General features: G+C 66.9%; 26 protein-coding genes and 1 pseudogene. 15 read left to right on the forward strand and 12 right to left on the reverse strand.

All coding sequences use genetic code 11. The features are described from left to right. Window positions 1–5: 5 nt before the first annotated feature. Complete coding sequence (locus tag LQ564_RS17330; protein ID WP_231059368.1) at window positions 6–1,709, forward strand: thiamine pyrophosphate-binding protein; 1,704 nt, start codon at window positions 6–8, stop codon at window positions 1,707–1,709. Window positions 1,710–1,900: 191 nt separating this feature from the next. Here the strand turns inward: LQ564_RS17330 and LQ564_RS17335 are convergent, their stop codons facing one another. After that, entirely contained in the window at window positions 1,901–2,098 is a 198-nt protein-coding gene (locus LQ564_RS17335; RefSeq protein WP_231059369.1) for a hypothetical protein, read from the reverse strand. Window positions 2,099–2,355: 257 nt separating this feature from the next. On the opposite strand from LQ564_RS17335, the gene ftsY reads away from it, so the two are divergent. The 4 genes and pseudogenes from ftsY (at window position 2,356) to rpoH (ending at window position 6,373) form a co-directional block, all read left to right on the forward strand. Then, entirely contained in the window at window positions 2,356–3,447 is a 1,092-nt protein-coding gene (ftsY, locus tag LQ564_RS17340) for a signal recognition particle-docking protein FtsY (protein ID WP_231059370.1), read from the forward strand. A gap of 10 nt (window positions 3,448–3,457) precedes the next feature. Further along, a complete protein-coding gene (locus LQ564_RS17345; protein ID WP_231059371.1) occupies window positions 3,458–4,120 on the forward strand; it encodes a cell division ATP-binding protein FtsE in 663 nt (220 codons plus the stop codon). After that, a pseudogene (ftsX, locus tag LQ564_RS17350) lies at window positions 4,117–5,034 on the forward strand (permease-like cell division protein FtsX); the annotation flags it as partial. The gene LQ564_RS17345 and the pseudogene ftsX, both read left to right, overlap by 4 nt. Before the next feature lie 448 nt (window positions 5,035–5,482). After that, window positions 5,483–6,373 (forward strand): RNA polymerase sigma factor RpoH, encoded by an 891-nt coding sequence (rpoH, locus tag LQ564_RS17355; RefSeq protein WP_231059372.1) that lies wholly within the window; start codon window positions 5,483–5,485, stop codon window positions 6,371–6,373. Between the two features lie 67 nt (window positions 6,374–6,440). Here rpoH and LQ564_RS17360 read toward each other — a convergent pair whose 3' ends face one another. Then, a complete protein-coding gene (locus LQ564_RS17360; protein ID WP_231059373.1) occupies window positions 6,441–7,112 on the reverse strand; it encodes a hypothetical protein in 672 nt (223 codons plus the stop codon). Between the two features lie 190 nt (window positions 7,113–7,302). On the opposite strand from LQ564_RS17360, the gene yghU reads away from it, so the two are divergent. Together yghU and LQ564_RS17370 are read left to right on the forward strand one after the other, a co-directional pair. Continuing rightward, a complete protein-coding gene (gene yghU / locus LQ564_RS17365) occupies window positions 7,303–8,139 on the forward strand; it encodes a glutathione-dependent disulfide-bond oxidoreductase (protein WP_231059374.1) in 837 nt (278 codons plus the stop codon). Window positions 8,140–8,244: 105 nt separating this feature from the next. Then, window positions 8,245–9,600 (forward strand): alpha/beta fold hydrolase, encoded by a 1,356-nt coding sequence (locus LQ564_RS17370; protein ID WP_231059375.1) that lies wholly within the window; start codon window positions 8,245–8,247, stop codon window positions 9,598–9,600. Here the strand turns inward: LQ564_RS17370 and LQ564_RS17375 are convergent. Both LQ564_RS17375 and LQ564_RS17380 read right to left on the reverse strand, forming a co-directional pair. Continuing rightward, entirely contained in the window at window positions 9,597–9,962 is a 366-nt protein-coding gene (locus tag LQ564_RS17375; protein WP_231059376.1) for a response regulator, read from the reverse strand. The two genes, LQ564_RS17370 and LQ564_RS17375, sit on opposite strands and share 4 nt — an antisense overlap. 2 nt (window positions 9,963–9,964) lie before the next feature. Then, on the reverse strand, window positions 9,965–11,707 hold the full coding sequence (locus tag LQ564_RS17380; protein WP_231059377.1) for a histidine kinase famiy protein: 1,743 nt from the start codon (window positions 11,705–11,707) through the stop codon (window positions 9,965–9,967). Between the two features lie 148 nt (window positions 11,708–11,855). On the opposite strand from LQ564_RS17380, the gene LQ564_RS17385 reads away from it, so the two are divergent. Continuing rightward, window positions 11,856–12,335, forward strand: coding sequence for a VOC family protein (locus tag LQ564_RS17385; protein ID WP_231059378.1), 480 nt, complete (start codon window positions 11,856–11,858; stop codon window positions 12,333–12,335). Window positions 12,336–12,458: 123 nt separating this feature from the next. Here LQ564_RS17385 and LQ564_RS17390 read toward each other — a convergent pair whose 3' ends face one another. From LQ564_RS17390 to LQ564_RS17415, 6 genes are all read right to left on the reverse strand, one after another. After that, window positions 12,459–12,884, reverse strand: coding sequence for a hypothetical protein (locus LQ564_RS17390; RefSeq protein WP_231059379.1), 426 nt, complete (start codon window positions 12,882–12,884; stop codon window positions 12,459–12,461). Window positions 12,885–12,957: 73 nt separating this feature from the next. Beyond that, on the reverse strand, window positions 12,958–13,827 hold the full coding sequence (gene htpX, locus LQ564_RS17395) for a protease HtpX (RefSeq protein ID WP_231059380.1): 870 nt from the start codon (window positions 13,825–13,827) through the stop codon (window positions 12,958–12,960). Between the two features lie 26 nt (window positions 13,828–13,853). Beyond that, window positions 13,854–15,416: a TerC family protein gene (locus LQ564_RS17400; protein WP_231059381.1), complete on the reverse strand. Its 1,563-nt coding sequence runs from the start codon at window positions 15,414–15,416 to the stop codon at window positions 13,854–13,856. A gap of 128 nt (window positions 15,417–15,544) precedes the next feature. Beyond that, window positions 15,545–15,853, reverse strand: a complete 309-nt coding sequence (locus LQ564_RS17405; RefSeq protein WP_231059382.1) for a hypothetical protein — start codon at window positions 15,851–15,853, stop codon at window positions 15,545–15,547. 48 nt (window positions 15,854–15,901) lie between these two features. Then, window positions 15,902–16,465, reverse strand: a complete 564-nt coding sequence (locus LQ564_RS17410; RefSeq protein ID WP_231059383.1) for a manganese efflux pump MntP — start codon at window positions 16,463–16,465, stop codon at window positions 15,902–15,904. Window positions 16,466–16,533: 68 nt separating this feature from the next. Further along, window positions 16,534–19,236, reverse strand: a complete 2,703-nt coding sequence (locus tag LQ564_RS17415; protein ID WP_231059384.1) for a bifunctional diguanylate cyclase/phosphodiesterase — start codon at window positions 19,234–19,236, stop codon at window positions 16,534–16,536. A gap of 164 nt (window positions 19,237–19,400) precedes the next feature. On the opposite strand from LQ564_RS17415, the gene LQ564_RS17420 reads away from it, so the two are divergent. The 4 genes from LQ564_RS17420 to LQ564_RS17435 all read left to right on the forward strand — a co-directional run bounded on the left by LQ564_RS17420 (window position 19,401) and on the right by LQ564_RS17435 (window position 21,518). Further along, complete coding sequence (locus LQ564_RS17420; RefSeq protein ID WP_231059385.1) at window positions 19,401–20,183, forward strand: DUF4349 domain-containing protein; 783 nt, start codon at window positions 19,401–19,403, stop codon at window positions 20,181–20,183. 72 nt (window positions 20,184–20,255) lie between these two features. Then, a complete protein-coding gene (locus LQ564_RS17425) occupies window positions 20,256–20,798 on the forward strand; it encodes a hypothetical protein (RefSeq protein ID WP_231059386.1) in 543 nt (180 codons plus the stop codon). Window positions 20,799–20,829: 31 nt separating this feature from the next. After that, window positions 20,830–21,204, forward strand: coding sequence for a hypothetical protein (locus LQ564_RS17430; RefSeq protein ID WP_231059387.1), 375 nt, complete (start codon window positions 20,830–20,832; stop codon window positions 21,202–21,204). 101 nt (window positions 21,205–21,305) lie between these two features. Next, the gene (locus tag LQ564_RS17435; RefSeq protein ID WP_231059388.1) at window positions 21,306–21,518 is read left to right on the forward strand and encodes a hypothetical protein; all 213 of its coding nucleotides are present in this window, start codon (window positions 21,306–21,308) and stop codon (window positions 21,516–21,518) included. A 12-nt stretch (window positions 21,519–21,530) separates the two neighbouring features. Here the strand turns inward: LQ564_RS17435 and LQ564_RS17440 are convergent, their stop codons facing one another. After that, a complete protein-coding gene (locus tag LQ564_RS17440; RefSeq protein WP_231059389.1) occupies window positions 21,531–22,169 on the reverse strand; it encodes a winged helix-turn-helix transcriptional regulator in 639 nt (212 codons plus the stop codon). A 69-nt stretch (window positions 22,170–22,238) separates the two neighbouring features. Then, window positions 22,239–23,267 (reverse strand): phosphate ABC transporter substrate-binding protein PstS, encoded by a 1,029-nt coding sequence (gene pstS, locus LQ564_RS17445; RefSeq protein ID WP_231059390.1) that lies wholly within the window; start codon window positions 23,265–23,267, stop codon window positions 22,239–22,241. A 196-nt stretch (window positions 23,268–23,463) separates the two neighbouring features. On the opposite strand from pstS, the gene LQ564_RS17450 reads away from it, so the two are divergent. The 3 genes from LQ564_RS17450 to LQ564_RS17460 are packed head-to-tail and all read left to right on the forward strand — an operon-like array spanning window position 23,464 to window position 26,154. After that, entirely contained in the window at window positions 23,464–23,871 is a 408-nt protein-coding gene (locus tag LQ564_RS17450) for a hypothetical protein (RefSeq protein ID WP_231059391.1), read from the forward strand. 34 nt (window positions 23,872–23,905) lie between these two features. After that, window positions 23,906–25,666, forward strand: coding sequence for a gamma-glutamyltransferase (gene ggt, locus LQ564_RS17455; protein ID WP_231059392.1), 1,761 nt, complete (start codon window positions 23,906–23,908; stop codon window positions 25,664–25,666). A gap of 41 nt (window positions 25,667–25,707) precedes the next feature. Then, window positions 25,708–26,154, forward strand: coding sequence for a DUF3592 domain-containing protein (locus LQ564_RS17460; RefSeq protein ID WP_231059393.1), 447 nt, complete (start codon window positions 25,708–25,710; stop codon window positions 26,152–26,154). The last annotated feature ends 58 nt before the right edge of the window (window positions 26,155–26,212 follow it).

Here is a 26,212-nt window from a genome sequence, read left to right on the forward strand (position 1 = left end):
TCACCATGACCCACCCTTCCCGCACCGGCGGCCAGATCCTGGTCGATGCACTTCACATCCACGGCGTGGACACCGCCTTCGGCGTGCCCGGCGAAAGCTACCTCGACGTGCTCGATGCGCTGCACGATTCGGCTATCCGTTTCGTGATCAACCGGCAGGAAGGCGGCGCGGCCTTCATGGCCGAAGCCTACGGCAAGATGACCGGCAAGCCGGGCATCTGCTTCGTCACCCGCGGCCCCGGCGCCACCAATGCCTCGATCGGCGTGCACACCGCCTACCAGGACTCGACCCCGATGATCCTGTTCATCGGCCAGGTCGGCAGCGACTTCATCGACCGCGAAGCCTTCCAGGAAATCGACTACCGCCGCATGTACGGCCAGATGGCCAAGTGGGTCACGCAGATCGACCGCGCCGACCGCATCCCCGAATACATCGCGCGCGCCTTCCAGGTCGCCACCAGCGGCCGTCCCGGCCCGGTGGTGCTGGCGCTGCCGGAAGACATGCTGGTGAAGAAGGCGGAAGTGGCGGACGCGCGCCGCTACCAGCCGGTGCAGGCCGCGCCATCGAGCGAACAGATCGCGCAGCTGCGCGGCATGCTGCAGGAAGCGCAGCGCCCGATCGTGCTGCTCGGCGGCGGATCGTGGTCGGAACAGGCATGCGCCGACCTGGCCCGCTTCGCCGAAGCCAACCGCCTGCCGGTCGGCTGCACCTTCCGCTTCCAGGACCTGCTCGACAACGCGCACCCGAACTACGTGGGCGATGTCGGCATCGGCATCAACCCGAAGCTGGCCGCACGCGTGAAGGAGGCGGACCTGGTCATCGCGATCGGCCCGCGCCTGGGCGAGATGACCACCAGCGGCTATTCGCTGCTGTCGTCCCCGGTGCCGCGCCAGAAGCTCATTCACATCCACGCCGATCCCGATGAACTGGGCAGCGTCTACCAGGCCGACCTGATGATCGCCAGCGGCGCGCCGCAGGTGTGCGCGATGCTGGCGGCGATGGCGCCGGTCGATGCATCGAGCTGGGCGGGCACGGTCGAGGAAGCGAAGGCCGACCTGGCGGCATGGCAGGCGCAGCCCCCGATTTTCAAGGACGGCGGCGCGCCGCTCGACCTGTGGCAGTGCGTGCAGGAGCTGATGGCGCAGGCCCCACGCGACACCATCATCACCAACGGCGCCGGCAACTACGCGACCTGGGCGCACCGCTTCTACCGCTACGGCGGCAAACGCACCCAGCTCGCGCCGACCAACGGCGCCATGGGCTATGCGGTGCCGGCGGGCGTCGCGGCCAAGATCATCGACCCGCAGCGCACCGTCGTCACCTTTGCCGGCGACGGCGAATTCATGATGACGGGCCAGGAACTGGCCACCGCGGTGCAGTACGGCGCGGGGGTGATCATCCTGGTCTTCAACAACAATATGTTCGGGACGATCCGCATGCACCAGGAGCGCGATTACCCGGGACGCGTGTCGGGCACCACCTTGCACAATCCGGATTTCGCGGCGCTGGCGCGCGCGTATGGTGGGCATGGCGAGGTGGTGGAGAAGACCGGGGAATTCGGGCCGGCGCTGCAGCGCGCGCTGGAGCACGCGAACGGGAAGAAGCTGCCGGCGGTGATCGAGCTGCGGTATGACGGCAATCTGATTACGCCGAATGCGACGCTGGAGACGATTCGGAAGAATGCGGAAGCGGCGAAGGCAGGCCGTTGATTGGTCGCGACTCGTTTCGTTTGTTACCCTAGAAACCGTCGTACGCCCCACCGGGGCCTACGACTTCCCGCGAAGGCGGGAACCCAATTTCTGCGTGCGTTACCGAAACCCATGCAAAATCAGGCTCCCGCCTTCGCGGGAGCGACGTTGGTAAATGGTGCAAATCGATCGAAGCGCCAGCTGCGATGACGTCAACTGCCGAGATTCAGCTCCGCCGGCATCGGAATCGGCTTGTCGAAGAAACTCACCGGCTCGCCCGACGGCGTGGTCATGAACAAGGCAACGAGGGCGATGAACGCCCACACGATAATGTTGCGCAGGTTCGCAGCGCCGCCATCCGTGGCGTTGTCACCATGGATGAGGCGCTTCAGGAAATTTGAAATTTTCACGGTGTGCCCCGTTTATCTCATTTGTTTATTGGTTTTCTCTCTGTGTTCAATTTAGCGCAAGTCGAACTCGTTTTCCAGACGAGCACTGTTGAGCAATCTATCGGTTTCATCAATAACGCAACAGATAGTTCCCTGAACGCATCTTGAAACGTCAATACCCGGGCACGGCGGATCCGGCTTGCTGCTCTGGTAAAATATTCGCTACTTTTTTCATCGCCGGCGCCAGCCGGCTTGTGCGCAGGATCCGCCACCACACCATGTTTAGTTTCTTCAAGCGTAAGAAGCAGGAAACCCCCGTTCCCGAGCCGGTCGCGCCAAACGTGCCCGCCCCCGCGCCGGAGCCGATTCCCGAACCGGCCCCCGCATCGGTCGCCACCGCGGCGCCGATCGCGCTGGACGCCGGCGAGCTGTTCCCCGAAACGGCCGAGCGCCCCACCACCGAAGCCGAGAAGAAGCAGTCCTGGATGGCGCGCCTGAAGGCCGGCCTGTCCAAGACCTCGAACAACCTGTCGCTGCTGTTCGTCGGCGCGCGCATCGACGAGGACCTGTACGAGGAACTCGAATCCGCGCTGCTGATGTCGGACGCCGGCATGGACGCGACCCAGCACCTGCTCGACGCCCTGCGCCGCAAGGTCAAGGAAGACAAGCTGCTCGACGCCGCCGCCGTCAAGGCCGCGCTGAAGGAGCTGATGGTCGAACTCCTGCTGCCGCTGCAGAAGCCCCTCGAACTCGGCCGCCACGAGCCGCTCGTGATGATGATCTCGGGCGTGAACGGCGCCGGCAAGACCACCACCATCGGCAAGCTCGCCAAGCACATGCAGCGCGAGGACCAGTCCGTGCTGCTGGCCGCCGGCGACACCTTCCGCGCCGCCGCGCGCGAACAGCTGATGGTCTGGGGCCAGCGCAACAACGTCACCGTGATCTCGCAGGCCTCGGGCGACCCGGCCGCCGTCGCGTTCGACGCGGTCCAGTCGGGCAAGGCGCGCGGCGTCGACGTCGTCATGGTCGACACCGCCGGCCGCCTGCCGACCCAGCTGCACCTGATGGAAGAACTCAAGAAGATCAAGCGCGTCATCGGCAAGGGCATGGACGGCGCCCCGCACGAGACCTTGCTGGTCATCGACGGCAATACTGGCCAGAACGCGCTGGCGCAAGTGAAGGCTTTTGATGACGCGCTGCAGCTGACCGGCCTGGTGATCACCAAGCTCGATGGCACCGCCAAGGGCGGCGTGCTGGCCGCGATCGCGCGCACCCGCCCGGTGCCGGTCTACTTCATCGGCGTGGGAGAAAAGCTGGACGACCTGCAGCCCTTCGACGCCGAAGAATTCGTCACCGCGCTGCTCGGCTAATAGAACCCACATGATCGAATTCCAGTCCGTCTCCAAGCAGTATTCCCATGACGCCTACGCGCTGCGCGAGGTCTCGCTGAACATCGCCAAAGGCGAACTGGTCTACCTGGCCGGGCCCTCGGGCGCCGGCAAGTCGACCCTGATGAAGATGGTGGCGGCGGTCGAGCGTCCCAGCAGCGGCGTGGTGACCGTCAACGGCCAGGACATCGGCCGCATCAAGAAGGCCGGCATCCCTTTCCTGCGCCGTAACCTGGGCCTGATCTTCCAGCACCAGCGCCTGCTCAACGACCGCACCATCCTCGGCAACGTGATGCTGCCCCTGCTCGTCACCGGCGCGCCGAAGGCGCAGGCCGAGGGACGCGCGCGCGCGGCGCTCGACAAGGTCGGCCTGCTCGACCGCGCCAAAGCCATGCCGCTGGAACTGTCCGGCGGCGAGCAGCAGCGCGTGGCGGTGGCGCGCGCCATCGTCAACCGTCCGCAGATCATCCTGGCCGACGAGCCCACCGCGAACCTCGACCGCGCCGCGGCCGACCGCGTGCTCGACGCCCTGCGCGCCTTCCATGCCGCCGGCGTGACCTGCGTGATCTCGACCCACGACGACCAGGTGCTCGACAGCGCCAGCGCGCGCGTAATCCGCCTCGAACACGGTCAACTCATCGGAGGCGCCGTATGAGCCCGTGGATCCGCCAGCACCGCTTCGCCCTTGGCGGCGCGCTGTCCACCGTGCGCAAGTCGCCGGGCAGCTTCCTGTTCAACGTCCTGGTGGTCGCGTTCGCGCTGATGCTGCCGTTCGCCGGCATCACCCTGCTCGACAATGTGCGGCCGCTGTCCGAGCAGCTGTCGGTCGATCCGGAGATCAGCCTGTTCATGCAGCAGGAAGCCACGCGCGAGCAGGCCAACGCGATCGCGCCGCAGATCCGCCGCATCGTCGCCTCCAGCGGCAAGGCGAACATCGGTTTCGTGCCGCGCGAGCAGGCGCTGGCGTCGCTGAAGGAAAAGAGCGGCCTGAGCGACGTGCTCGACACGCTGGGCGACAATCCGCTGCCGGACAGCTATGTGATGAAGCTGGAAGGCTTCGCGCGCGGCGGCGCGGCGAACGACGTCGACATGATGGTCGAACAGCTGCGCGCCTTGCCTGGCGTGGACGCCGTGCAGGTCGACTCGGCCTGGGTCAAGCGCCTCGCGGCCCTGCTCAACATCCTGCGCCTGGCCTTGCTGCTGCTGGCGGTCACGCTCGGCATCGTGGTAATCGCGGTGGTGTTCAACACGATTCGCCTGCAGGTACTGACGCAGAAGGAAGAGATCGCGGTGTCGAAGCTGCTGGGGGCGACCGATAATTTCATCCACCGGCCCTTCTATTACACGGGCGCCCTGCTCGGGCTGTGCGCGGGTGGGGTGGCGCTCGGGGCGGTGGCCCTGGCCTTGACGCCGCTGAATGGGGCGATCGCCGAGTTCGCGCGGCTGTATGCGTCGGAGTTCCAGCTGGCGCCGCTGGGTGGGCTGGAGATTGCGGGGCTGCTGGCGATTAGTGCCGGTTTAGGGCTGATCGGCGCGATGTTGTCGGTGCAACGGCACCTGGCGCGCGTTCAAGCAGCCCTTGAATTGCCAATAAGGCACCACATATACGGCTTAGCCGTCCCTCCCTACGCCCAGACGAGCCCTCCTCCTACAGGGCACGCCGCGTCTGCGTGCGCCATCCAACAGAAGCCGCGTCCAAGCGTCCGTAACCTGTCCTTACGGCGATTTACAGTGTTTTCAGGTTTACTTTTGAGCTGAATCAATCAAATCAGGGTCGTCTGCTCTACAGTAGAGACGACACGATTTTGATTCCTAAAGGCAATACTTTAGCCAAACTTAATCGATTCAGGCAAATCGATGGCTTGCCTGGCACTCACTTCGGGAGAGTGCTAATATATGTTCTGAAGACAGTGAAAATCAAGATGAGCACCCGGTAACAAAGTATGACGTTGGTGGCGCGCGACAGGGGTCCGTGCCACAGTGAGGGTGCAGCAAGATTACTAGAAGGGAAATGAATATGTCCGCACAATCCGCATTGGTTCCTGCCGGCAGTCGTGCCCTCAACCTGGGTTTCACCGGCAATCTCGGTAACATCGACGCCTACATCTCGGCCGTCAACCGTCTGCCGATGCTGACCCACGAAGAAGAAGTTTCGCTGGCCAAGTCGCTGCGCGACCAGAACGATCTGGACGCTGCCCAGAAGCTGGTGCTCTCGCACCTGCGCCTTGTGGTGTCGATCGCCCGCGGCTACCTGGGCTATGGCCTTCCGCACGCCGACCTGATCCAGGAAGGCAATATCGGCCTGATGAAGGCCGTCAAGCGCTTCGACCCGAACCAGGGCGTGCGTCTCGTTTCGTACGCGATGCACTGGATCAAGGCCGAGATGCACGAATACATCCTGAAGAACTGGCGCCTGGTGAAGGTCGCGACGACCAAGGCCCAGCGCAAGCTGTTCTTCAACCTGCGCAGCAACAAGCAGAGCCTGGACACCATGACCCCGGGCCAGGTCGACGAGCTGGCGAAGATGCTCGACGTCAAGCGCGAGGAAGTGATCGAGATGGAAACCCGCCTGTCGGGCCGCGACATCGCCCTCGAATCGCCGACCGACGACGAAGACGACAAGTTTGCGCCGATCGCCTACCTGTCGTCGGAGCAGCAGGAGCCGACCAAGGTGCTGGAAGCGGCGCAGGTCGACCGCCTGCAGTCCGAAGGCCTGGAGAGCGCGCTCGGCAAGCTCGACCCGCGTTCGCGCCGCATCGTCGAAGCGCGCTGGCTGGCCAACGACGACGGTTCGGGCGCCACGCTGCACACGCTGGCCGAGGAGTTCGGCGTGTCGGCCGAGCGTATCCGCCAGATCGAATCGGCGGCGCTGAAGAAGATGAAGGGCGCGCTGGCGGCTTACGTGTAAGTCTTCAGCACCGACAAGAAACCCCGCTGCGGCGGGGTTTTTTCATTGCCGGGCCGCGCCGGGCGGCTCAGCTCTCGGCCAGCTTCAGGTGCCGTTGTTCTTCGCGCAGCACCTTCTCGAGTGCGCGCATGTTGTTGAGGTTCGACTCATGCACGAACGTCATCTGCGTGAATGTCCGGTACAGGGCTTGCGGACTGATTTCCTTGAGCTCTAGGTTGCTCATCGTGTCCGCTACGGCGGGCAGATCGGCGAAGGAATTTGTCATGCCCTGGAACGTTGCCTGCATGTCGCGCATGCGGGCGTACACCTTCGCATAGCGCTGCAGCTGATCCTGCGGCATGTAGCTGAGCGCCTGGTTGGCCACTGCCACGTCCCATGCTTCGCGCTGCAGCGTCGGTGCGCTGAAGCTGATGTCGAAGCGGTTCGTCGATTCGCGCATCACGTGGTTGAGGGTGTCCTTGTCGCCGAGACCCGCCTGGATGTCCTTCAGCAGCACCTCCCGCAAGTGCTTCAGGCGCTTCATCTCGGCTTCGTTATCCAGGACCTCCTGATGCACCTCGGCGATGTTGACCGCGATCTTTGCGTCGAGATTGCGCGCCGCCTCGTGCGCCTTGTGCGACTGGTGATAACGGTGCACGCCGTTTTCCAGCGCCAGGGCGGTCAGGATGCTTACGACGATCATGATGTACTCGCCGGCGAATTCCTTGAACGAGTGGGATTTGGGTACTTCGACGTGCATGGCGCTTCCGCTGGGTGAACTCAACAGTCAAACCTAGCATGCCTTCCCGCCGCTGTATCCACCCCGGCCCGCTTTGATGCGGCATGCATGAAGCGGTGCCGGCAGCCGGCGTTTTCAGGCCGTCGAAAACGCATTTGCGCCGCCTTGGCTAGAATGAACGCTTTCATCCGGCATATTCAAGGAGATCCCGATGACCGAACCCTACGTACCACCCGCCGTCTGGACCCCGCCCGCATCGAACGGCGGCGCCTTCGCCAGCATCAACCGTCCCGTCGCCGGCCCCACGCACGAGGCCGCGCTCCCGGTCGGCAAGCACCCGCTGCAGCTGTATTCGCTGGCGACGCCGAACGGCGTCAAGGTGACCATCATGCTGGAAGAGCTGCTGGCCCTCGGCCACCAGGGCGCCGAGTACGACGCCTGGCTCATCAGGATCAACGAGGGCGCGCAGTTCTCCAGCGGCTTCGTGGAAGCCAACCCGAACTCGAAGATCCCGGCGCTGGTCGACCGCAGCGGCGCGGAACCCGTGCGCGTGTTCGAATCCGGCTCGATCCTGGTCTACCTGGCCGAGAAGTTCGGCGCCTTCCTGCCGCCCTCCGGCCCGGCGCGCGCCGAGACCATGAACTGGCTGTTCTGGCAGATGGGCTCCGCACCCTTCGTCGGCGGCGGCTTCGGCCACTTCTACGCCTATGCGCCCGAAAAGCTGCAGTATCCGATCGACCGCTATGCGATGGAAACCAAGCGCCAGCTCGACGTGCTCGAACGCCAGCTGGCGAACCACCGCTTCGTCGCGGGCGAGGAATACACGATCGCCGACATGGCGATCTGGCCCTGGTACGGCGGCATGGCGCGCGGCGAGCTGTACGAGGCCGGCGAGTTCCTGTCGGTGCACGAGTACAAGAACGTGCGGCGCTGGGCCGACGAGATCGCGGCGCGTCCCGCCGTGGCGCGCGGCCGCAAGGTCAACCGCGTGCGCGGCGAACCGAGCGAGCAGGTCCCGGAGCGCCACGACGCCTCCGACCTGAACTGAAACCCTCAACTCGTTCCTCCCCAGCGTCGAATCGTCCCCTGGTGCTGGCGCTTCGATGCGGGCATCCGGACACTGGCCTCCTTTTCCATTTCCGAAGGAAGGCCAATGCCCAAGCGATTCCTGTCCGGCGCAGCGCTGCTGCTCGCCCTTCTGTGCAGCGGCGCCGCACACAGCGCCAACTTCCAACCCTGCGACGATGCCGGCACGCAGCCCGCGCTGGCCGGCAGCCTGTGCGCCCGCGAAGCCGCGCCGCTGTCGCATGCCGCGCCTGGCGGTGAACAGCTCTCGCTCTTCATCCGCAAGCTTCCCGCGCACGGCCCGAGCAAGGGCACGGTCTGGCTCATCGCCGGCGGCCCCGGCGAATCCGGCGCCTCCTTCTACCCCTTCATCGAACGCCTGCGTCGCAGCTTCCCCGGTTACGACCTGATGGCGCCGGACCACCGCGGCACCGGCCTGTCCAGCCGCCTCTGCCCCGCCGAGGAAGCGGCCGGCAGCCCGGGCGGCATGGCGCTGGCCGGGGCCGAATGGAGCAGCTGTTTCGCGCAGCTGAACGCGCAGCCCGGGCGCGCCCGCGAGTTCACGATCACCAACGCGGCGCACGACCTGCGCCGGCTGATCCTGCGCCACCGCGACGGCAAGCCGGTCTACGTTTACGGCGTCTCCTACGGCACCCAGCTGGTGCTGCGCGCCCTGCAGATCGGCGAGCTCCCCGTCAAGGGCCTGGTGCTCGATTCGCTGGTGCCGCTGGAGACCGCCGAGCGCTGGGACCTGAGCCGCCGCTCCCTCGTGACCGACGACGTCGGCCGCCAGGTGCTGGCGCGCTGCGACGCCGACCCGCGCTGCGCCGCGGTCGCGCAGGAAGCGGTCGAGCCACTGTACCGGCGCGTGCTGGCCGCGCACCAGCCGGGCAAGGAAGGCAGCCTGCCGCGCCTGATGGGCCGTCTGCTCGACGTCCCGGAACAGCGCGCACGCATCCCTCATCTGCTGCGCGATCTGGACGCAGGCAAGGGCGAAGAGCTGGCGCGCGTGACGGCCGGGCTGCTCGATGCCGGCGCCGCGCTCGGCGGCTATCCGCAGTCGCCGCCTTCGATCCCGCTGGTCGGCATCATCAGCGGCTCCGAGAACAACCTGCGGCCCGGCCTGAGCGCCGCGGCTTTGAAAGCGGAAGAAGACCCACTGCTGTTCAGCAGTCCCCTGCCCGGCCTGTTGCTGCAATCCGGCCTGCCCCTGTACCCGCGCGACGCCTGGTTCGGCGGCCATCCGGCCTGGCTGCCGCCGACGCTGGTGCTGCATGGGACGCTGGACCCGAAGACCCATTTCGAAGGGGCGATGGAACACGTCGCGGCGCTGCGCCAGGCCGGCAAGGTGACGCTGGCCGAGGTGGCGGACGCGCCGCACTTCATCCTGTGGACGGCGCCCGGCGCCTTTGAGCGCCAGGTGCGTGCTTTTGTCGCCGACTAGGCGGCCAGGGCGCGCTGCACGGCCGTGACCAGGTCGGCCGGCGGCACCGGCTTGTTCAGCACCGGCACGTTCCGCAGGTCCGGACGGCACTCGGCCGCGTAGGCCGTCACGATAATGGCGGGCAGGTTCGGGCGCGCCGCGCGCAGGTGCTGGACCAGGGCGTCGCCCTGCATGCCCGGCATGCGCTGGTCGGTCACCAGCACGTCGACGTGGCCGGCGTCGAAGATGGCGATCGCCTCCATCGCGCCGGCGGCCGTCGACACGGCGAAGCCGGCGCGCTCCAGGTATTTGCGGAAGACGTAGAGGATCGCTTCCTCGTCGTCCACCAGGAGAACGTGGTGTGCGTGTTGCGCGTGCTGCATGCTCATCCTTCGTGCTGGAAGCCGGCGGCCGGATGCTGGCGCTGGTCGACCTCGAGCGCCTGGCGCACGCGCTCGGCGAGCTCGTTCAGGCGGTAGGGTTTGGTCAGGAGCGGCAAGGTGGTGGCGCCGCCGATCGGGGCCGGCAGGCTGTCGATGTAGCCGGTCGCCAGCAGCACCGGCACCTCCGGCTGGCGCGCGCGCACCAGTTCGGCCAGGCGCAGGCCGTTCATCCCGCCCGGCATGATGATGTCGGTGAACAGCAGGTCGATGCTGCCGTAGCGGTCCATCAGCTCGAGCGCCGCTTCGCCGCTGGCCGCGCTCAGCACCCGGTAGCCGAGGCCGCGCAGCTGCTGCTCGGCCAGCTCGCGTACCTCATTGCTGTCGTCCACCACCAGGATGGTGCGCCGGCCCAGGATCGCCTCCGGCGTCCACTTCGGGCTGTCGCCGCCCGCGCGCTCGGCCATCATCTCGAAGCCGGTCTTGGCCGCCTGCGGGAAGATCATGCGGATCGTCGTGCCCTGTTGCTGCGTGCTCTCGATATCCAGGCGGCCGTGCGACTGCTGCACGAAGCCGTGCACCATCGCCAGGCCCAGTCCCGTGCCCGGGCCCTTGGTGGTGAAGAAGGGTTCGGTGGCGCGCGCCACCACTTCCGGCGACATGCCCTCGCCATGGTCGATCACGCAGATCATCACGTAGCGCCCCGGCGCCAAGCGATGGCGCTCGAGGCGCTCGGCGTCGTCCATGATCGAGGTCGCGACCGTCACCTTGCCGCCGTCCGGCATGGCGTCGCGCGCGTTGATCAGGACGTTCAGCAGCGCCATCTCCATGTGGGTCGGGTCGAGCGTGCAGGACGGCAGGCCGGGCTTCAGGTCGAGGTGCAGGTCGACCTTGTCGCCCAGGGTCCGCACCAGCATCTCGCTGAACTCGACCACCAGCGAATTCAGGTTGATGCGCTTCGGCTCCAGCCGCTGCTTGCGCGCGAAGGTCAGGAGCTGCTGGGTGAGCTTGCCGGCCTTTTCGCTGGCCAGGCGGGCGCGCTCGATGGCCTCCCCGAGCAGTTCGCGGTCGTCCATGCTGGAGCCGGCCAGTTCGAGATTGCCGGCCACCACCTGCAGCAGGTTGTTGAAGTCGTGCGCCAGGCCGGCGGTGAGCTGGCCGATCGCTTCCATCTTCTGCGCCTGCAGGTAGGACTGTTCGGAGACGCGGCGGCGCGTGATGTCCATCTGCGAAGCGAACCAGTACAGCAGCTTGCCCTCGGCGTCGAACACGGGGCCGATGAACAGGCCGTTCCAGAACGCGCTGCCGTCGGCCTTGTAGTTCAGGATGTCGACCGCCACCGCGCGCTCCTCGCGCAGGGCGCGGCGGACCTCGTCGACGGTGTGCGGGTCGGTCTGCTCGCCCTGCAGGAAGCGGCAGTTGCGGCCCAGGACCTCTTCTTCCTTGTACAGTGTCAGGTCGAGGAAGGCGCGGTTGACGAACGCGATCGGGTTGTCCGGCTGGTTCGGGTCGGTGACCACCATCGGCATGCGGGTCATCTCGATGGCGGCGAAGAAGATGTTGCCGCGTTCCTCGAAGCCGGGCTTCGAGATGTGGGAGGCCTGCCAGTGGCGGATGCCGGGGTCGCCGAGCGGATTGTAGGAGTTGCCTTCCACCGTGGCGGCAGCGGGGACGCCGGCGCTCTGGCCGTGTCCCGCCTCGTCGAGCGGAAGCGCGTCGCGCTCTTCCGGCGTGCTGCCTGTAGCCATCTTGTCTCCTGCGGGAAGGCGAACCGGGGCGCGCCGAATGGAAATGATTGTTGATTATAACAATTCAAATCTTGCAATCCAGATGCGCTATGCTGTCGTGCGCAGCAGTCTTTCTTCTGGATATGCCCTCACTTCAATGGAGAACGCCATGGTCGCCAAAAACACGATTTGCCTCTGGTTCAACGGCACTGCCGAAGAAGCGGCGCGGTTCTACGCCGCCACCATCCCCGACAGCGCGGTCGGCGCCGTCCGCCGCGCGCCCGGCGACTACCCCGCCGGAAAGGAGGGCGAAGTCCTGACCGTCGAGTTCACGGTGGCCGGCATCCCCTGCATCGGCCTGAACGGCGGCCCGATCTTCCCCCACAGCGAAGCATTCTCGTTCCAGATCGCGACCGACGACCAGGAGGAAACCGACCGCCTGTGGAACGCCATCATCGATAACGGCGGCCAGCCCAGCGCCTGCGGCTGGTGCAAGGACAAGTGGGGCCTGTCGTGGCAGATCACGCCGCGCGCACTCACCGACGGGATGGCCGACCCGGACCAGGCGGTGGCCAAGCGGGTGTTCGAGGCGATGATGACGATGACGAAGATCGATATCGCAAAGATCGAGGCGGCGCGGCGGGGATAGCGGCGAGCTGGCGGCTTTTATCTCATGCGCTCGACAGCAATGGGTAAGCTGGCAGACATTGGGCACCGGCCTTCGCCGGTGCGACGGTCTTTGGGCCAAGGGCTGAATGAAGCCGGCTGGATGCTAGCGCGCGTACGCCTGCAACTCCTTCGGCAACTGGTAGACCGGACAGTAGCGGTAGGTGGTGGTGTGGCCGCGGATCGTCTGGCTGAAGGTCAGCGCATCCGGCACGCTGATCTTCTGGGTCTGGGTGAAGCGCGGCGCCAGCCCGGAACCGGCGTCGATGCAGCTCTGCCTGACGGTATACACCTTGCCCTTCCTGGACTGCACGGTGGCGCGGCAGGCGCGGGTGTGGGCGGTGCTGATGCCCTTGCCGTCGTAGCGGCGGATCGCCGCGTTCGGCGGCGATCCGCAATCCATGTCGCTGGCGACGTAGATGCCGGGCTTGAGTTTGTAGACGCCGCCCGGCTTCGGCGAGGTATCGACGCTGGCCCAGGCGGGCAGGCAGCAGGCGGAGAGCAGCAGAACGAAAAGAGTGGATGGCTTCATCGGCAGGAAAATCGTATTGACGGACGCCCAGTCTACGACTCTCCCGCCCTCCCACTCGGTTCGCGTATTAACCTTACGCCTGCAGCGCCGCGATGCGCGATTCGATCGGCGGGTGGCTCGAGAACAGCGCCAGCGCGCCCTTGCCCGAGATGCCGAAGGCGGCCATGTTCTTCGGCAGTTCGCCCTCGGCCAGGCCGCCCAGGCGGCGCAGCGCGGCGATCATCGGCTGCGGGCGGCCGATGATCTGCGCGGCGCCGCGGTCGGCGCGGAATTCGCGCTGGCGCGAGAACCAGGCCACGATGATCGAGGCCAGGATGCCGAACAGGATCTCGCAGACGATCACCGTCACCATGTAGCCGATGCCGGGGCTTGATGATTCCTCGTCGTTCTTGCGCAGCATGCTGTCGACGAAATAGCCGACGATGCGCGCCAGGAAGATGACGAAGGTGTTGACCACGCCCTGGATCAGGGTCAGCGTCACCATGTCGCCGTTGGCGATGTGGGCCACTTCGTGCGCCAGCACGGCCTCGACTTCTTCCTGCGTCATCGATTGCAGGAGGCCCGTGGACACCGCCACCAGCGAGCTGTTTTTCGTCGCGCCGGTCGCGAAGGCGTTCGGCTCGCCCTCGTACACCGCGACTTCCGGCATCTTGACGCCGGCGCGCTGCGCCTGCGCCGCGACGGTGTCGACCAGCCAGCGCTCGGTGGCGTTGGCCGGCTGCGCGATCACGCGCGCGCCGGTCGACCATTTCGCGATCGGTTTCGACATCAGCAGCGAGATGAAGGCGCCGCCGAAGCCCATCAAGGCGGCGAACACCAGCAGCATGCCCAGGTTCAGGCCGTTCGAGGTCAGGAAGCGGTTCACGCCAAGCAGGCTGGCCGTCAGGCTCAGCACCAGCATCACGGCGACGTTGGTTGCCAGGAAAAGTAGGACGCGTTTCATGATGATTCCTTGAAGATGAAAATGGTTTATTCGGTTTCTTCGGCAGGCTCGCCGGCCAGGCGGCGGATCGCCACCCGCGCGATGCGGCGGTCCTCGACCGCCAGCACCTCGAAGCGCAGGCCGTCGGTCTCGATCGCCTCGCCCGGCGCCGGCAGGGTCTCGAAGCGCTCCAGCAGGAAGCCGGCCAGCGAGGTGTAGTCGGCGCCATCCTTCACCAGGATGTCGGTCTCCAGCACCTGTTCCAGCAGATGCAGGTCGGCGCTGCCGTCGGCTTCCCAGCTGCCCGGCGCTTGCAGGCGGATCGCCGGCTGCTCGTCCTCGTCGGGGAATTCGCCGGCGATCGCTTCCAGCAGGTCGATCGGCGTGAGCAGGCCCTGCACCACGCCGTACTCGTCGGCCACCAGCACCAGCTGGCCGTGGGCACGCTTGAGCGTCTCCATGGCCTTCAGCACGCCGGCGGTGTCGGGCAGGACGATGGGGGCGCGCAGCAGGCCGGCGTCCGTCTCGTCGATGGCGCGCCGGGTCAGGAGGGCGCCGATCAGGTCCTTGGTGCGCGCCACGCCCACCACCTGGTCGACGTCGCCGCGGCACACCGGCAGCTGGTTATGCGGGGTCTCCTGCAGCTGCTGCAGGATGATCGCGGGCTCCTGCGCCAGGTTCACCCACGACATCTCGGCGCGCGGCGTCATGATCGAGCGGATCGAACGGTCGGCCAGGGTCAGCACGCCGCTGACCATATTGCGCTCTTCGACCGCGAAGGCTTCCAGCTCGGGCGCCGGCGCCGCCTCGCCCTCCTCCGGCGCGACGCGCTTGCGGTTGCCCAGCAGGCGCAGCACCGAATCGGCGGTGCGCTCGCGGAACGGCACGCGCGCCTCGTTCTTGAGGAAGTTACGGCGCGCGAACTGGTTCAGGGTCTCGATCACCACCGAGAAGCCGATCGCCGCGTACAGGTAGCCCTTCGGGATGTGGAAGCCCAGGCCTTCGGCCACCAGGCTCAGGCCGATCATCAGCAGGAAACTCAGGCACAGCACCACCACGGTCGGGTGCGCGTTGACGAAGCGCGTCAGCGGCTTCGAGGCCAGGATCATGACGCCGATCGAGATGATCACGGCCGCCATCATGACGCCCAGTTCGTCGACCATGCCGACCGCGGTGATCACGGCGTCGAGCGAGAACACGGCGTCCAGCACCACGATCTGCGCCACCACGGCGGCGAAACTGGCGTAGACCTTGTTGCCGCTCTGGGTGTGCACCACGCCCTCCAGGCGCTCGTGCAGTTCCATGGTGGCCTTGAAGAGCAGGAAGAAGCCGCCGATCAGCAGGATCAGGTCGCGCCCGGAGAAGGAGAACGATCCGAGCGAGAACAGCGGCGTGGTGAGCGTGACCAGCCAGGAGACGATGGTGAGCAGGCCGAGGCGCATGCCCATCGCCAGCGACAGGCCGAGCAGGCGCGCCTTGTCGCGCTGGTGCGGTGGCAGCTTGTCGGCCAGGATCGCGATGAAGATCAGGTTGTCGATGCCGAGGACGATTTCCAGGAACACCAGGGTGAACAGGCCCACCCAGATGCCGGGGTCAAATAGCCATTCCATGTTGAATACCTTATGAATTGATGAGAATTGTCTGGGCCGCGGACAGGCGCGCAGGAACGCGCGGCCGGCGGCAGGCGCGGGGGCGCTTGCCGGGTCGGAGGAAGGAAAGGCAGGCGTGCGCGCCCGCCTCAGGCGACGCAGGGCGGCTTGAGGGGCGGCGGAGAAGAGTGGGAGTGTGGCGCCGCATCGTGCGGCGGCAGGGCGCCGGCCGGCCAGGCGGCCAGGCGCAGCGAGGATTCGTGGTTGACGATGTCGTGCAGGTCGGCCACCGAGGGCGGCTCGTCGGGATCGACGTCGCCCCGGGCCTCGCCCTTGCTGCTGTCTTCAATGACCAGCGCAGCCGCATCGCCCTGCTGCGCGCCGGATGCGGACATCGACAGCGCGAACACGTTCAGGGGGAACAGCAGGATCAGGAAGATGACGAAGAATCGTCTCATACAGTGGGGCAACATGACGCTGTCAGTATAGCACGCGTGCAAAAAGCGTCAGGCCGACAGGTGCTCGATCAGGATCGTGGTCCCCACAAGCACCAGCACCACGCCGCCGATGCGTTCGGCGTTGCGGCCCACCACCGCGCCCAGGCGCCGCCCGAGCAGCACGCCGATGGTGACCATGGTGGTGGTGGCCACCCCGATCGACAGCGCCGCGCGCACGATGGAGACGTCGACGAAGGCGAGGCCGACGCCGACCGCCGCCGCATCGATGCTGGTCGCCACCGCGGTCAGGACCAGCACCAGCAGGTTCTGCGAACCGCCCTGCTCTTCCTCCTCATCGTCATCCTGGAACGAAAGCCAGATCATGCGCCCGCCCAGGCCGAGCAGCAGCGCGAAGGCGATCCAGTGGTCCCACTGGCGGATGGCGTCGGCGGCGAGCGAGCCGAGGGCCCAGCCGAGCACCGGGGTGATGGTCTCGATGCAGCCGAACAGCAGGCCGATGCGCAGGGCTTGCGGGAAGGTGGGAGTGCGCAGGGCCGCGCCCTTGGCGATCGCCGCGGCAAAGGCGTCGGTCGACATCGCGAGGGCGAGGAATACGAGGGCGGTGAAGGTCATGCTGGGAAAGTTGGATGCGGGACGTCCCGCATGGCGCGGGAAGCTGCTTCCCAGCGGGTATGCGCATTCTAGGAGGAAACACCCTGCTCCGCAAGCGGCCCCTGCGCCAGCAGGTAGCGGCGCCGCATCATCTCCAGCATCTCTCCGGAGGGCACCGGGCGCGCGATGTAGTAGCCCTGCACCTCGTTGCAATCGAGCTTGCGCAGGATCGCCAGCTGTTCCTCGGTCTCGACGCCCTCGGCCACCACCGACATGCCGAGCGCGTGCGCCATCGACACGATGGCCTGGAAGAATACCTTGCCCTCCTTCGAGTTGCCGAGCTCCGAGGTGAAGGCGCGGTCGACCTTCAGCACGTCCATCTTGAGGCGCTGCAGCTGCGACAGCGAGGAGTAGCCGGTGCCGAAATCGTCGACGTGCAGCTTCACGCCCAGCGCGCGCAGGGCCGCCAGTTCGGCCAGGATGTCTTCCTGGTCGCCCATCATGGCCGACTCGGTGATCTCGACCTCGATCAGGCTGGCCGGCACGCGCCAGCGGCTCAAGGCGCGGCTCAGTTGGCGCTGCACGCCGCCGCGCTGGAACTGCTTGGGCGAGACGTTGATCGACACCGGCACCAGCGCCACCCCGGCGTCGCGCCAGGCGGCCAGCTGGGCGCAGGCCTTGTCGATCACGAGCTCCCCGATGCGCACGATCAGGCCGGTGCTCTCGGCCAGCGGGATGAAGTCGCCCGGCGAGACGATGCCCAGCTCCGGATGGCGCCAGCGGATCAGGGCCTCCATCGACAGCAGCTCGCCGCTCCTCGCATCCACGCGCGGCTGGTAGTACAGGGTGAACTGGTCGCGCTCGATCGCTTCCAGCATGTGCTGCTTCAGACGCGCACGGGTGTTGAGGGTGTTGGACAGCGCGGGGTCGAAGAAGCGGTACTGGCCCTTGCCCTCGTTCTTCCCGGCGTACATCGCGATGTCGCTGTGGCGCACCAGGGTCTCGGCATCCAGGCCGTCGCGCGGGAACATGCTGATGCCGATCGAGGAACCGACCGCATGCAGGTCGTCGCCGATCAGGAAGGGCACGCCGAAGGCCTCGACGATGCGCGCCGCCACCGAGGCCACCTGGCGCTCGCCGTCGACCGGCTGCAGCAGCACCAGGAATTCGTCGCCGCCGAAGCGCGCCACGCTGTCCTGCGGACGCAGCAGCGACAGCAGGCGCTGCGCGGCGCTCTTCAGGAGCTGGTCGCCGACCGCGTGGCCGTGGGTGTCGTTGACCACCTTGAATTCGTCCAGGTCGATGAACAGCAGGGCCAGGCCCTCGTTCTTCGCATGCGCCTGGGCCAGCCGCTCCGGCATCGCGTTGAGGAAGGCGTGGCGGGTGGCCAGGCCCGTGAGGACGTCCTCGTTGGCCATGCGCTCGAGCTGCGACTCGTGTTCCTTGCGCTCGCTGATGTCCTGCAGGGTCACGGCCAGGCCGTTGCCGACCCGGACCAGGCGCCGGTGGCCCCAGCTGATGTTCAGGCGGTTATCGAGCGGCATGCGGCGGTCGTCCTCATAGAAGCCGGCTTCCATCGCCTTGCGGTAGGTCGCCATCAGCTCTTCGCCGAACAGGCCGGCGTCGATGCGCGCCAGGCTCGACCCCACCAGCTGCTCGCGCGTCATCCCGTAGAAGAAGGCGCCGCGCTCGTTGCAGTCGACGATCCGGAAATCCGTGATGCCGCCGTCGCGCGCCCGCACCGCGGCCGCCATATAAAAGCCGTCGTTGCCGCTTTCGGTGGCGGTGCGGTAGGCGCGCTGCACTTCCTCCTGCTCGCGTTCGCGGCGCAGGGAACGGCGCGCCAGCACCGCCCCGATCGCGCCGAGCAGCAGCAGGCCGCTGGTGGCGACGATGGCGCGGTCGCGGCTCTCCTGCCAGTACAGGTCGGCCGTCTCGAGGGCGGTGCCGTGCGAGATGCCGACCAGCGCCACCAGCGGGTACACGGTCGAATGGCGCCAGCCCAGCACGCGCGCCTGGCCGTCGGCGAAACCGCCTTCGCCGTCGACCTTGCGCACCCCGCGCTCGCTGGCCCACAGGTCGCTCCGTAACGGCAGCACCGCGGCGCCCTTGTCGAGGTAGGCGGCGCCATCGCTGCGCTGCTCGACCCGCAGGCGGTTCTCGGTTCCGGCCAGCGCCACCATGCCGCCCGCGCCCATGGTCGCGGGGCTGATGAAGGAGGTGAAATAGCGCGCGTCGACGGCCATCAGGACGATGCCGTCGAATTCGTCCTCGCTCGTGTCGAGCCGGCGCGTGAACAGCACCAGGTCGCCGCCCTCGCCGAAGCGCGGCGGCGCGGCGCCGACCCGCAGCGCGGTCGAGATGTGGTTGCGGTGCTGGACGAAATACGGCGCCGACGCCAGGTCGCTGCCGATCAGGAGCAGCCGGGTCGAGGCGCGCACGATGCCGCTCTTGTCGACCACCGCCACCATGCGGAAGGCGCTGTCGGTAAACATGCCGTTGCGCCGCAATTCGTCGATCAGGCCGGCGTCGCGCCCGTGCTCCCAGCTGAACTTCAGCTGCATCGTGATCTGGTCCATCTGGCCCACCGAGCGCGTGATGTACTGCTCGTAGGCTTCCGCATAGGCGCTGGCGTCCTTGCGCGCCTGGCCTTCGGCGCGTTCGTGCTCGGCGTCGGCGCGCAGCACCGTGGCGATCCACAGCGCCGCCGACAGCAGCAGCGCCAGCACCGGCCACACGACGACGAGGTAGCGGTTGGTGCGCGAGAAGACGAGGCCGGGGTGCTTGTTCATGCGTAGTATTTCAATTTGGCAAGATGCCGGGAAGTCTACGCAGCAAACATGTCATGGTCGTGACACGGCCATGTGGGATGGATGGGCGCCGCTGTGACAAACCGCGTATTTTCGAGGGGCATGATCGCCGTAGCATGGGCGACGACGATCATGGGGGAGCGACGATGCGCCGGTGGATAGTGCTGTTGACGATGACGGGCCTGCTCGGGGGTTGCGGGAACGGGGCGAAGATCGACCGCATCGCGCTGGCGGAGACGCGGGTCGAGCACAAGCGCGCCGCCGGGGTCGCGTATGAACATGCGGTCGAGCAGGAGGTGCCGATCGGCCAGGTGCGCCAGGTCGCCGAGGCCGTCCAGAAGGCCTGTACCGCCCTGCCGCAGCGCGGCTGCACCTTGCTGGAGACGACCATCCTCGCGGGCGAGGCGGCGGACGCCACCATCCGCATGCGCGTGGTCCCCGATGGCGTCAACGGGGTCCTGCGCGCCCTGGATGGCCGCGGAAAGATGGTGAGGCAGTCCACCAAGGGCGAAGACCTGGCCGAACCGATCGGCGACGCCGAGCGCAAGCTGGGCATGCTGACCACCTACCGCGACCGGCTGCAGGCGCTGGCCGGCGGGCGCGGGCTCGATCCGGACGCCCTGATCAAGCTGCACCGCGAGCTGGCCGAGGTGCAGAGCGAGATCGAGAAGGCGGACACGGCGCGCGCCCAGCTGCACCGGCGGGTCGATACCGAACTGCTGACGGTGAACCTGCACGAACACGCGAAGGCGGCGCAGCGCGGCAACGTGAAACGGGCGCTGGAAGATTTCGGCGACGACCTGCTGCAGGGCGTGGCGATGCTGATCACCTTCGTCGCCTCGGCGCTTCCCTTCGCCGCGACCGGGACGCTGGGCTACCTGGCGTGGCGGCGGGTGCGCGCGCGGCGCCGCGGCCGCCAGCGGCCATGAGCTTGCGTGCGCAATGTTCAGTGACTCAGTGGCATCATTATTGAAACCAATCACCTGCCTTCGAAAGAAAACATGAAACTTGCCGTCTACGCCGTACTGGGCCTGTCGCTGGCCGCCATCGACCTTCCCGCCTTCGCCGCCGCCCCTGCCGCCGCAACCCAGGCCGCCGCCGCCAGCCCCGCGCACGTGAAGGCCGTGCAGGACCTGCTCGCCGCGATGCAGGCCGAAAAAATGCTGCGCAGCGTCGCCGGCCGCAGCCGCTATCCGAGCGAGGCGCAGCGCAAGGCGGTGTTCGACAAGCTGAACCGGGTCCCGCCGGCCGAGGTGTACCAGCGCCTGGCGGCGCCGGTGGCGCGGCTGGTGTCCACTGAGACCGCGGCCGAGATGACCCGCTTCTACAACTCGCCCTACGGCAAGCAGGTCATCCACAACAAGTACAACAGCGGCCCGCAGATCGTGATGCCGGGCATGACGGCGGCCGTTCCGCCGGAAGAGAAGAAGGAGCGCAAGCGCGCCGCCTACGTCAAGGCGAGCAAGGAACTGGCCGATGCGCAGCCGGCGATCGACAGCGAGGCGTTCAAGCTGCTGCAGGCGATCAATATGCAGAAGCGCTGATCGCACTCATCGAGCCGCATCCGGAGCCAATATGACGAGAGCACTGCTATTGGTGGCATTGCTGGTGCTTGCACCGTCGACGGCGTCCGCCCAGGCCGCGAAGAAGCATTGCGCCACCTTCTCGCGCGGCCATGTGGTTTCGCCGCCCCTGACGATCAAGGAAGTCGAGGATGCCGAGATGGAAAAAACCATGGCCTTCCTGAAGATCCGGGACGATTTGCCAAGGCTGCCCTTCGCATTCGAAAACGCCAAGTGGGTCGCCTTCAAATCCAGGATGCGCGAGGGCGACAAGCTGGTCCAGTACAGCTCGGACCAGCAATCATGGAAGGACCTGGCGGGCGAAGCCGGCTATGCCATCCTGCGTTCCGGCTGCATCGTCGGGACGATGACGACGATGATCAACTGACGGCGAGCCGGATGGCAAGCCGCCCCTGCCCCTGTGTTGCCCGCCAGCGACGGACAAACCAGGCAAAACGGCATCCGACAGGAACACAGTACCATGCGTGCATGAGCATCCTGTCCGACCAGCTGCGTCCGGCTTGCCGCCGGCGCGGCCATGTGATGGCGGCCTACGTCAACGCGGCGCTCCGGATCAGCCAGATGATCAACGTGCAGCGCGCCGAAGCCATCCTGGTGGAACAGGGTGTCCCGCACGGGGTGATCGTCCGTGCCCTGCACCTGAACGGGCTGCTCAGGCGCCACGGCGGCGCCGGTGTCTGAATCCGACCGGCCTCAGGCCGGCGACAGCATGTAGCCGGCGCCGCGCACCGTCTTGATCAGCGACTTGGCCCGTCCCAGCGCCTTGCGCAGGCGCAGCACGTGCACGTCCACCGTGCGCTGGTCGAGCGATTCGTGGGCCTCCCACAGCTGTTCCAGCAACTGGGCGCGCGAGAAAACCTGGCCCGGGTGGCACAGGAGAAAACGCAGCAGCCGGTATTCGGCGTGGCGCACCTCGACCTTGTGGCTGCCGACCCGCACGCTGCAGCTGAGCGGGTCCAGCACCAGGCGGCCGGAGCGCAGCAGGCGCTCGTCGGGGGCTTCCTCGGGCGGCGGCTGGGGGATGAATTCGGGGGCCGGCGCGGGGGCGCCGCGCTCGCCGTCCGGGCAGTCGGCGGCCAGCAGGATCACCGGCTTTTCGCGCAGGCCGCCGGCGCCGCGCAGGCGCGCCAGCAGGCGCATGCCGCCTTCCTGGCGCAGCATCGATTCCTGCAGCAGCAGTTCGGGGCGCTCACGTCCGATGAAATCCCAGGCGTGCGCCAGGCTCGGGACGCTGTGCCAGATCCACTCTTCCTCGTGCAGCGAGTACTTGAGCAGTTCCGCGATGGCCGGCTTGTCGTCGACCACGAGAACGATCGTGTTAGCCGTCGTCATGTGGGAGTCCAAATGAATATCCGGCGGCCAGAGCCGCCGGACGTGTTACGCATTACGAGATCGGGAAGATCAGTAGATCGCCTTGCCCGAAGCGTCTTTCAGCTGCTGCTTCCAGTTGGCCTGCACCAGCTTGACGACCGATGCCGGCATCGGCACGTAGTCGAGTTCGGCTGCTGCCGGAGCGCCGTTCTTGAAGGCCCAGTCGAAGAACTTCACCACTTCGGCGCCTTTGACTGCGTCGGCCTGGGTCTTGTGCATCAGGATGTACGACACGCCGGTGATCGGCCAGCTGGCCTTGCCCGCCTGGTCGGTCAGCACCACGCCGAAGCCCGGGGCCTTGGTCCATTCGGCGCCGGCGGCGGCCGCCTTGAAGGCGTCGTCGTCAGGCTGCAGGAAGGAGCCGTCCTTGTTCTTCAGCTGGGTGTGCGACAGCTTGTTCTTCTTGGCGTAGGCCCACTCGACGTAGCCGATCGCGCCCTTGATGCGCTGCACGTTGGCGGCGACGCCTTCGTTGCCCTTGCCGCCCACACCCACGGCCCACTTCACGGTGGTGCCGGCGCCGACGTTGGTCTTCCACTCCGGGCTGGTCTTCGACAGGTAGTCGGTCCACAGGAAGGAGGTGCCCGAGGAATCGGCGCGGTGCACGACGGTGATGTCGGCGTCCGGCAGCTTCACGCCCGGGTTCAGGGCGGCGATCGGCTGGGCGTTCCACTTGGTGATCTTGCCCAGGTAGATGTCGGCCAGGACCGGACCGGTCAGCTTCAGCTGGCCCGGCTGCACGCCGTCGACGTTGACCACGGCGACCACGCCGCCCATGATGGCCGGGAACTGCATCAGGCCCGACTCGTCCAGTTCTTCCGCTTTCAGCGGCATGTCCGAGGCGCCGAAGTCGACGGTCTTGGCCTTGATCTGCTTGATGCCGGCGCCCGAGCCGACCGATTGGTAGTTCAGGCCGTTGCCGGTGGCGGCCTTGTACGACTCGGCCCACTTGGCGTAGATCGGATACGGGAAGGTCGCGCCGGCGCCGGTCATGTCAGCGGCGAAGGAGGTCGACATTACGAGCGCAGCGGCTGCGCCGGCGAGGATCTTCTTGAACATTGGCTTATTATTCCTATTCCTGGTTGAGGGGGTGGCCGTTATCAATTCTTGACCACGCGGCAAAGTCTAAGCCGCGAATATGACGGGTTTATGACCTCGCCAACATTCGATTCATGACGGCGCAAATGACACGGGACGCGACGGAGCGACCCGGCTTTGCTATGATGGGCATATCAAAAACACAAAGGATGAAGCGATGCCTCCCCTGCTCCGTGTGTCCACCCTCGCCGCCCTGGCGGCCGTCGTGCTGGGCGGCTGCTCCAGCCTGCAGGAGCGCCTGCCCGAGGCGCGCTATACCCTGAATGCGCACCAGACGCTGCCGCTGGCCGAGCGCCTGAGCGTCACCTACGAAGGCGCGGAAGACAGCCGCTGCCCGGACAATGCGCGCTGCATCTGGCCGGGGCGCCTGGCCTACCGCTTCACCATGCGCGTCGGCGGCGTGGCGCAAGCCTTCTATCTGGTGCAGGGCCAGCCCGGCTACATGTCGCCGGCGCTGCGCGGCTCGCGCATCGAACTCGATCACCTGACCCCGCCGCCGCCGCGCGGCATGGCCGGTTCGTCCCCGGGTTCCTACCCGGTGACCTTCAACATGTACGCGCAATAAGCGCTTCGATCATTCGATTAAAAGGCTGGAACCCATGAAAGCAAGCGCGCTCGCCTGCGGATTGACCTTGTCCATCGTGCTGGCGGCCGCGCCCGCTTCCGCGAAGTCGCCGGTGGCCACCGGCACCGGCGGCGCCGTCGCCACCATCAGCGAGCAAGCCTCGCAATCGGCGCTGGCGATTCTGAACCGCGGCGGCAACGCCATCGACGCGGCGGTCGCGGCCGCCGCCACCCTGGGCGTGACCGACCCGTTCAGCTGCGGCATCGGCGGCGGCGGCTTCATGGTCATTTATCTGGCCAAGGACAAGCGCGTCATCACCATCGACCACCGCGAAACGGCCCCAAGCAGCTTCACGCCCCACACCTTCCTGGAAAACGGCCAGCCCATCGATTTCGAGACGGCGGTGGCGAGCGGCGCCGCGGTCGGCGTGCCGGGCACGGTGCGCGGCTGGCACGAAGCCCTGAGCCGCTACGGCAGCATGGATTTCAAACAGGTGCTGGCGCCGGCGATCGCGGTGGCCGACAAAGGTTACCAAGTCACTGAAATTTTCTCTCATTTGACGGCCGAAAATGAAAGAAAATTTCAGCTCTATGCACCGACCAGCGCGCTCTACCTGCGCAACGGCAAGGCCGTCCAGCCGGGCTCCCTGATCCGCAATCCCGGCATGGCGAAGGCCTACCGTGAGATCGCCGCGGGCGGCGTCAAGGCCTTCTACGAAGGCCCGATGGCGCGCGCCATCGTCGACGCCGTCAACAAGCCGCCGCTGGCGCCCGGCAAGACCGCGCGCGCCGGACGCATGACCCTGGCCGACCTGGCCAACTACGAGGCGCGCATCCGCCAGCCGCTGCGCACCACCTACCGCGGCTATGAGATCTACGGCATGCCGCTGCCCAGCAGCGGCGGCGCGACCGTCGCCGAGGCGCTGAACATCCTGGAAGGCTTCGATTTCACCGGCATGCCGCGCGCCCAGGCCGAGCACACCTACCTGGAGGCGAGCCGCCTGGCCTTCGCCGACCGCAACGCCTACCTGGCCGACCCGGAATACGTCGATGCGCCGCTCGCCGGCATCCTGTCCAAGGAATTCGCGGCCCAGCGCCGCACCCTGATCGGCAAGGTCGCCGCGCGCGAGGTGGCGGCGGGCGACCCCTACGCCTACCAGAACGACGAAAGCGTGCCGCTGCGCCCGCGCCCGCCGGTTCGCATGCCCGGCCGGCCGCCGGCGGAATCGGCCCACACCACCCACCTGACGGTCTCGGACAAGGACGGCAATATCGTGTCCTACACCTTCACCATCGAATCCTGGGGCGGCAGCGGCATCGTGGTGCCGGGCTACGGCTTCCTCCTGAATAACGAGATGACCGACTTCGACTTCAGCGGCCCCCACCCCAACGTGCCGGAAGCCGGCAAGCGGCCGCGCTCGAGCATGGCGCCGACCATCGCGCTGAAGGACGGCAAGCCGGCCTTCACCATCGGCAGCCCGGGCGGCGCGACCATCATCACCACCGTGCTGCAGACCATCTTCAACCACCTCGACCTCGGCATGCCGATGGACCAGGCCCTGAACGCGCCGCGCCTGTCGCAGCGCAATGGCGAAGCAACCTCGATCGAACCGGGCTTCCCCGGCAGCACCCAGGCGCGCGCGCTCGAAGCCTTCGGGCACCGCTGGGAAGCGGCGCCGGAAGAAATCGGCGCCGCCAATGCGCTGGTGTTCAATCCGGACGGCACCGTCACCGCCGTCAGCGAAGCCAGGCGCCACGGCGTCGGCACGGCGCTGGTGCAGCGCAAGGGGCATTGATGGGGGCTCGCGCAAGGACTGGCGCGCCGGCCGCGGCGCGCATGAAACTGATCGGCTTTCGCATCCTGATGCTGGGCCTGCTCGTGCTGGTGTTCGCGCTCTCGCGCGCCTGGGACAAGCTGGAGACGCGGCGCTGGCCGACGGCCGAAGCGACCGTCGTGTTCAGCGACATCGTCGAGCGCACCGGCAAGACGCACGACTGGTGCGTGCGGGTCGGCTATCGCTATTCGGTCGACGGCGGCCGCCAGGGCGGCGCCAGGCGCTGGGGCTGTTCGGCAAGCAGGAACGGGGCCGAGGCGAAACTGGCGCAGATGCCGGAGGGGCAACGCATCCAGGTCTACTACGATCCGGCCCACCCGGAACGGTCGCAGCTGGAAGCGGATGCGCCCGACGGCCTCGACATCCTGTCCGGCCTGCTGGCGGTGATCCTGCTCGCCGTCGGCTTCGACCGGATGCGCCGGGCCCGCCAGCTGGCTGCCAAGGCCTGAAAGCTATGCGTGTTGGGCAATGTACACAATTTGTTACACTTTTCTTGCCTGAAAGTTA

The sequence above is a fragment of the Massilia phyllostachyos genome (genome assembly GCF_021044825.1).
GTDB classification, from domain to species: domain Bacteria; phylum Pseudomonadota; class Gammaproteobacteria; order Burkholderiales; family Burkholderiaceae_D; genus Telluria; species Telluria phyllostachyos.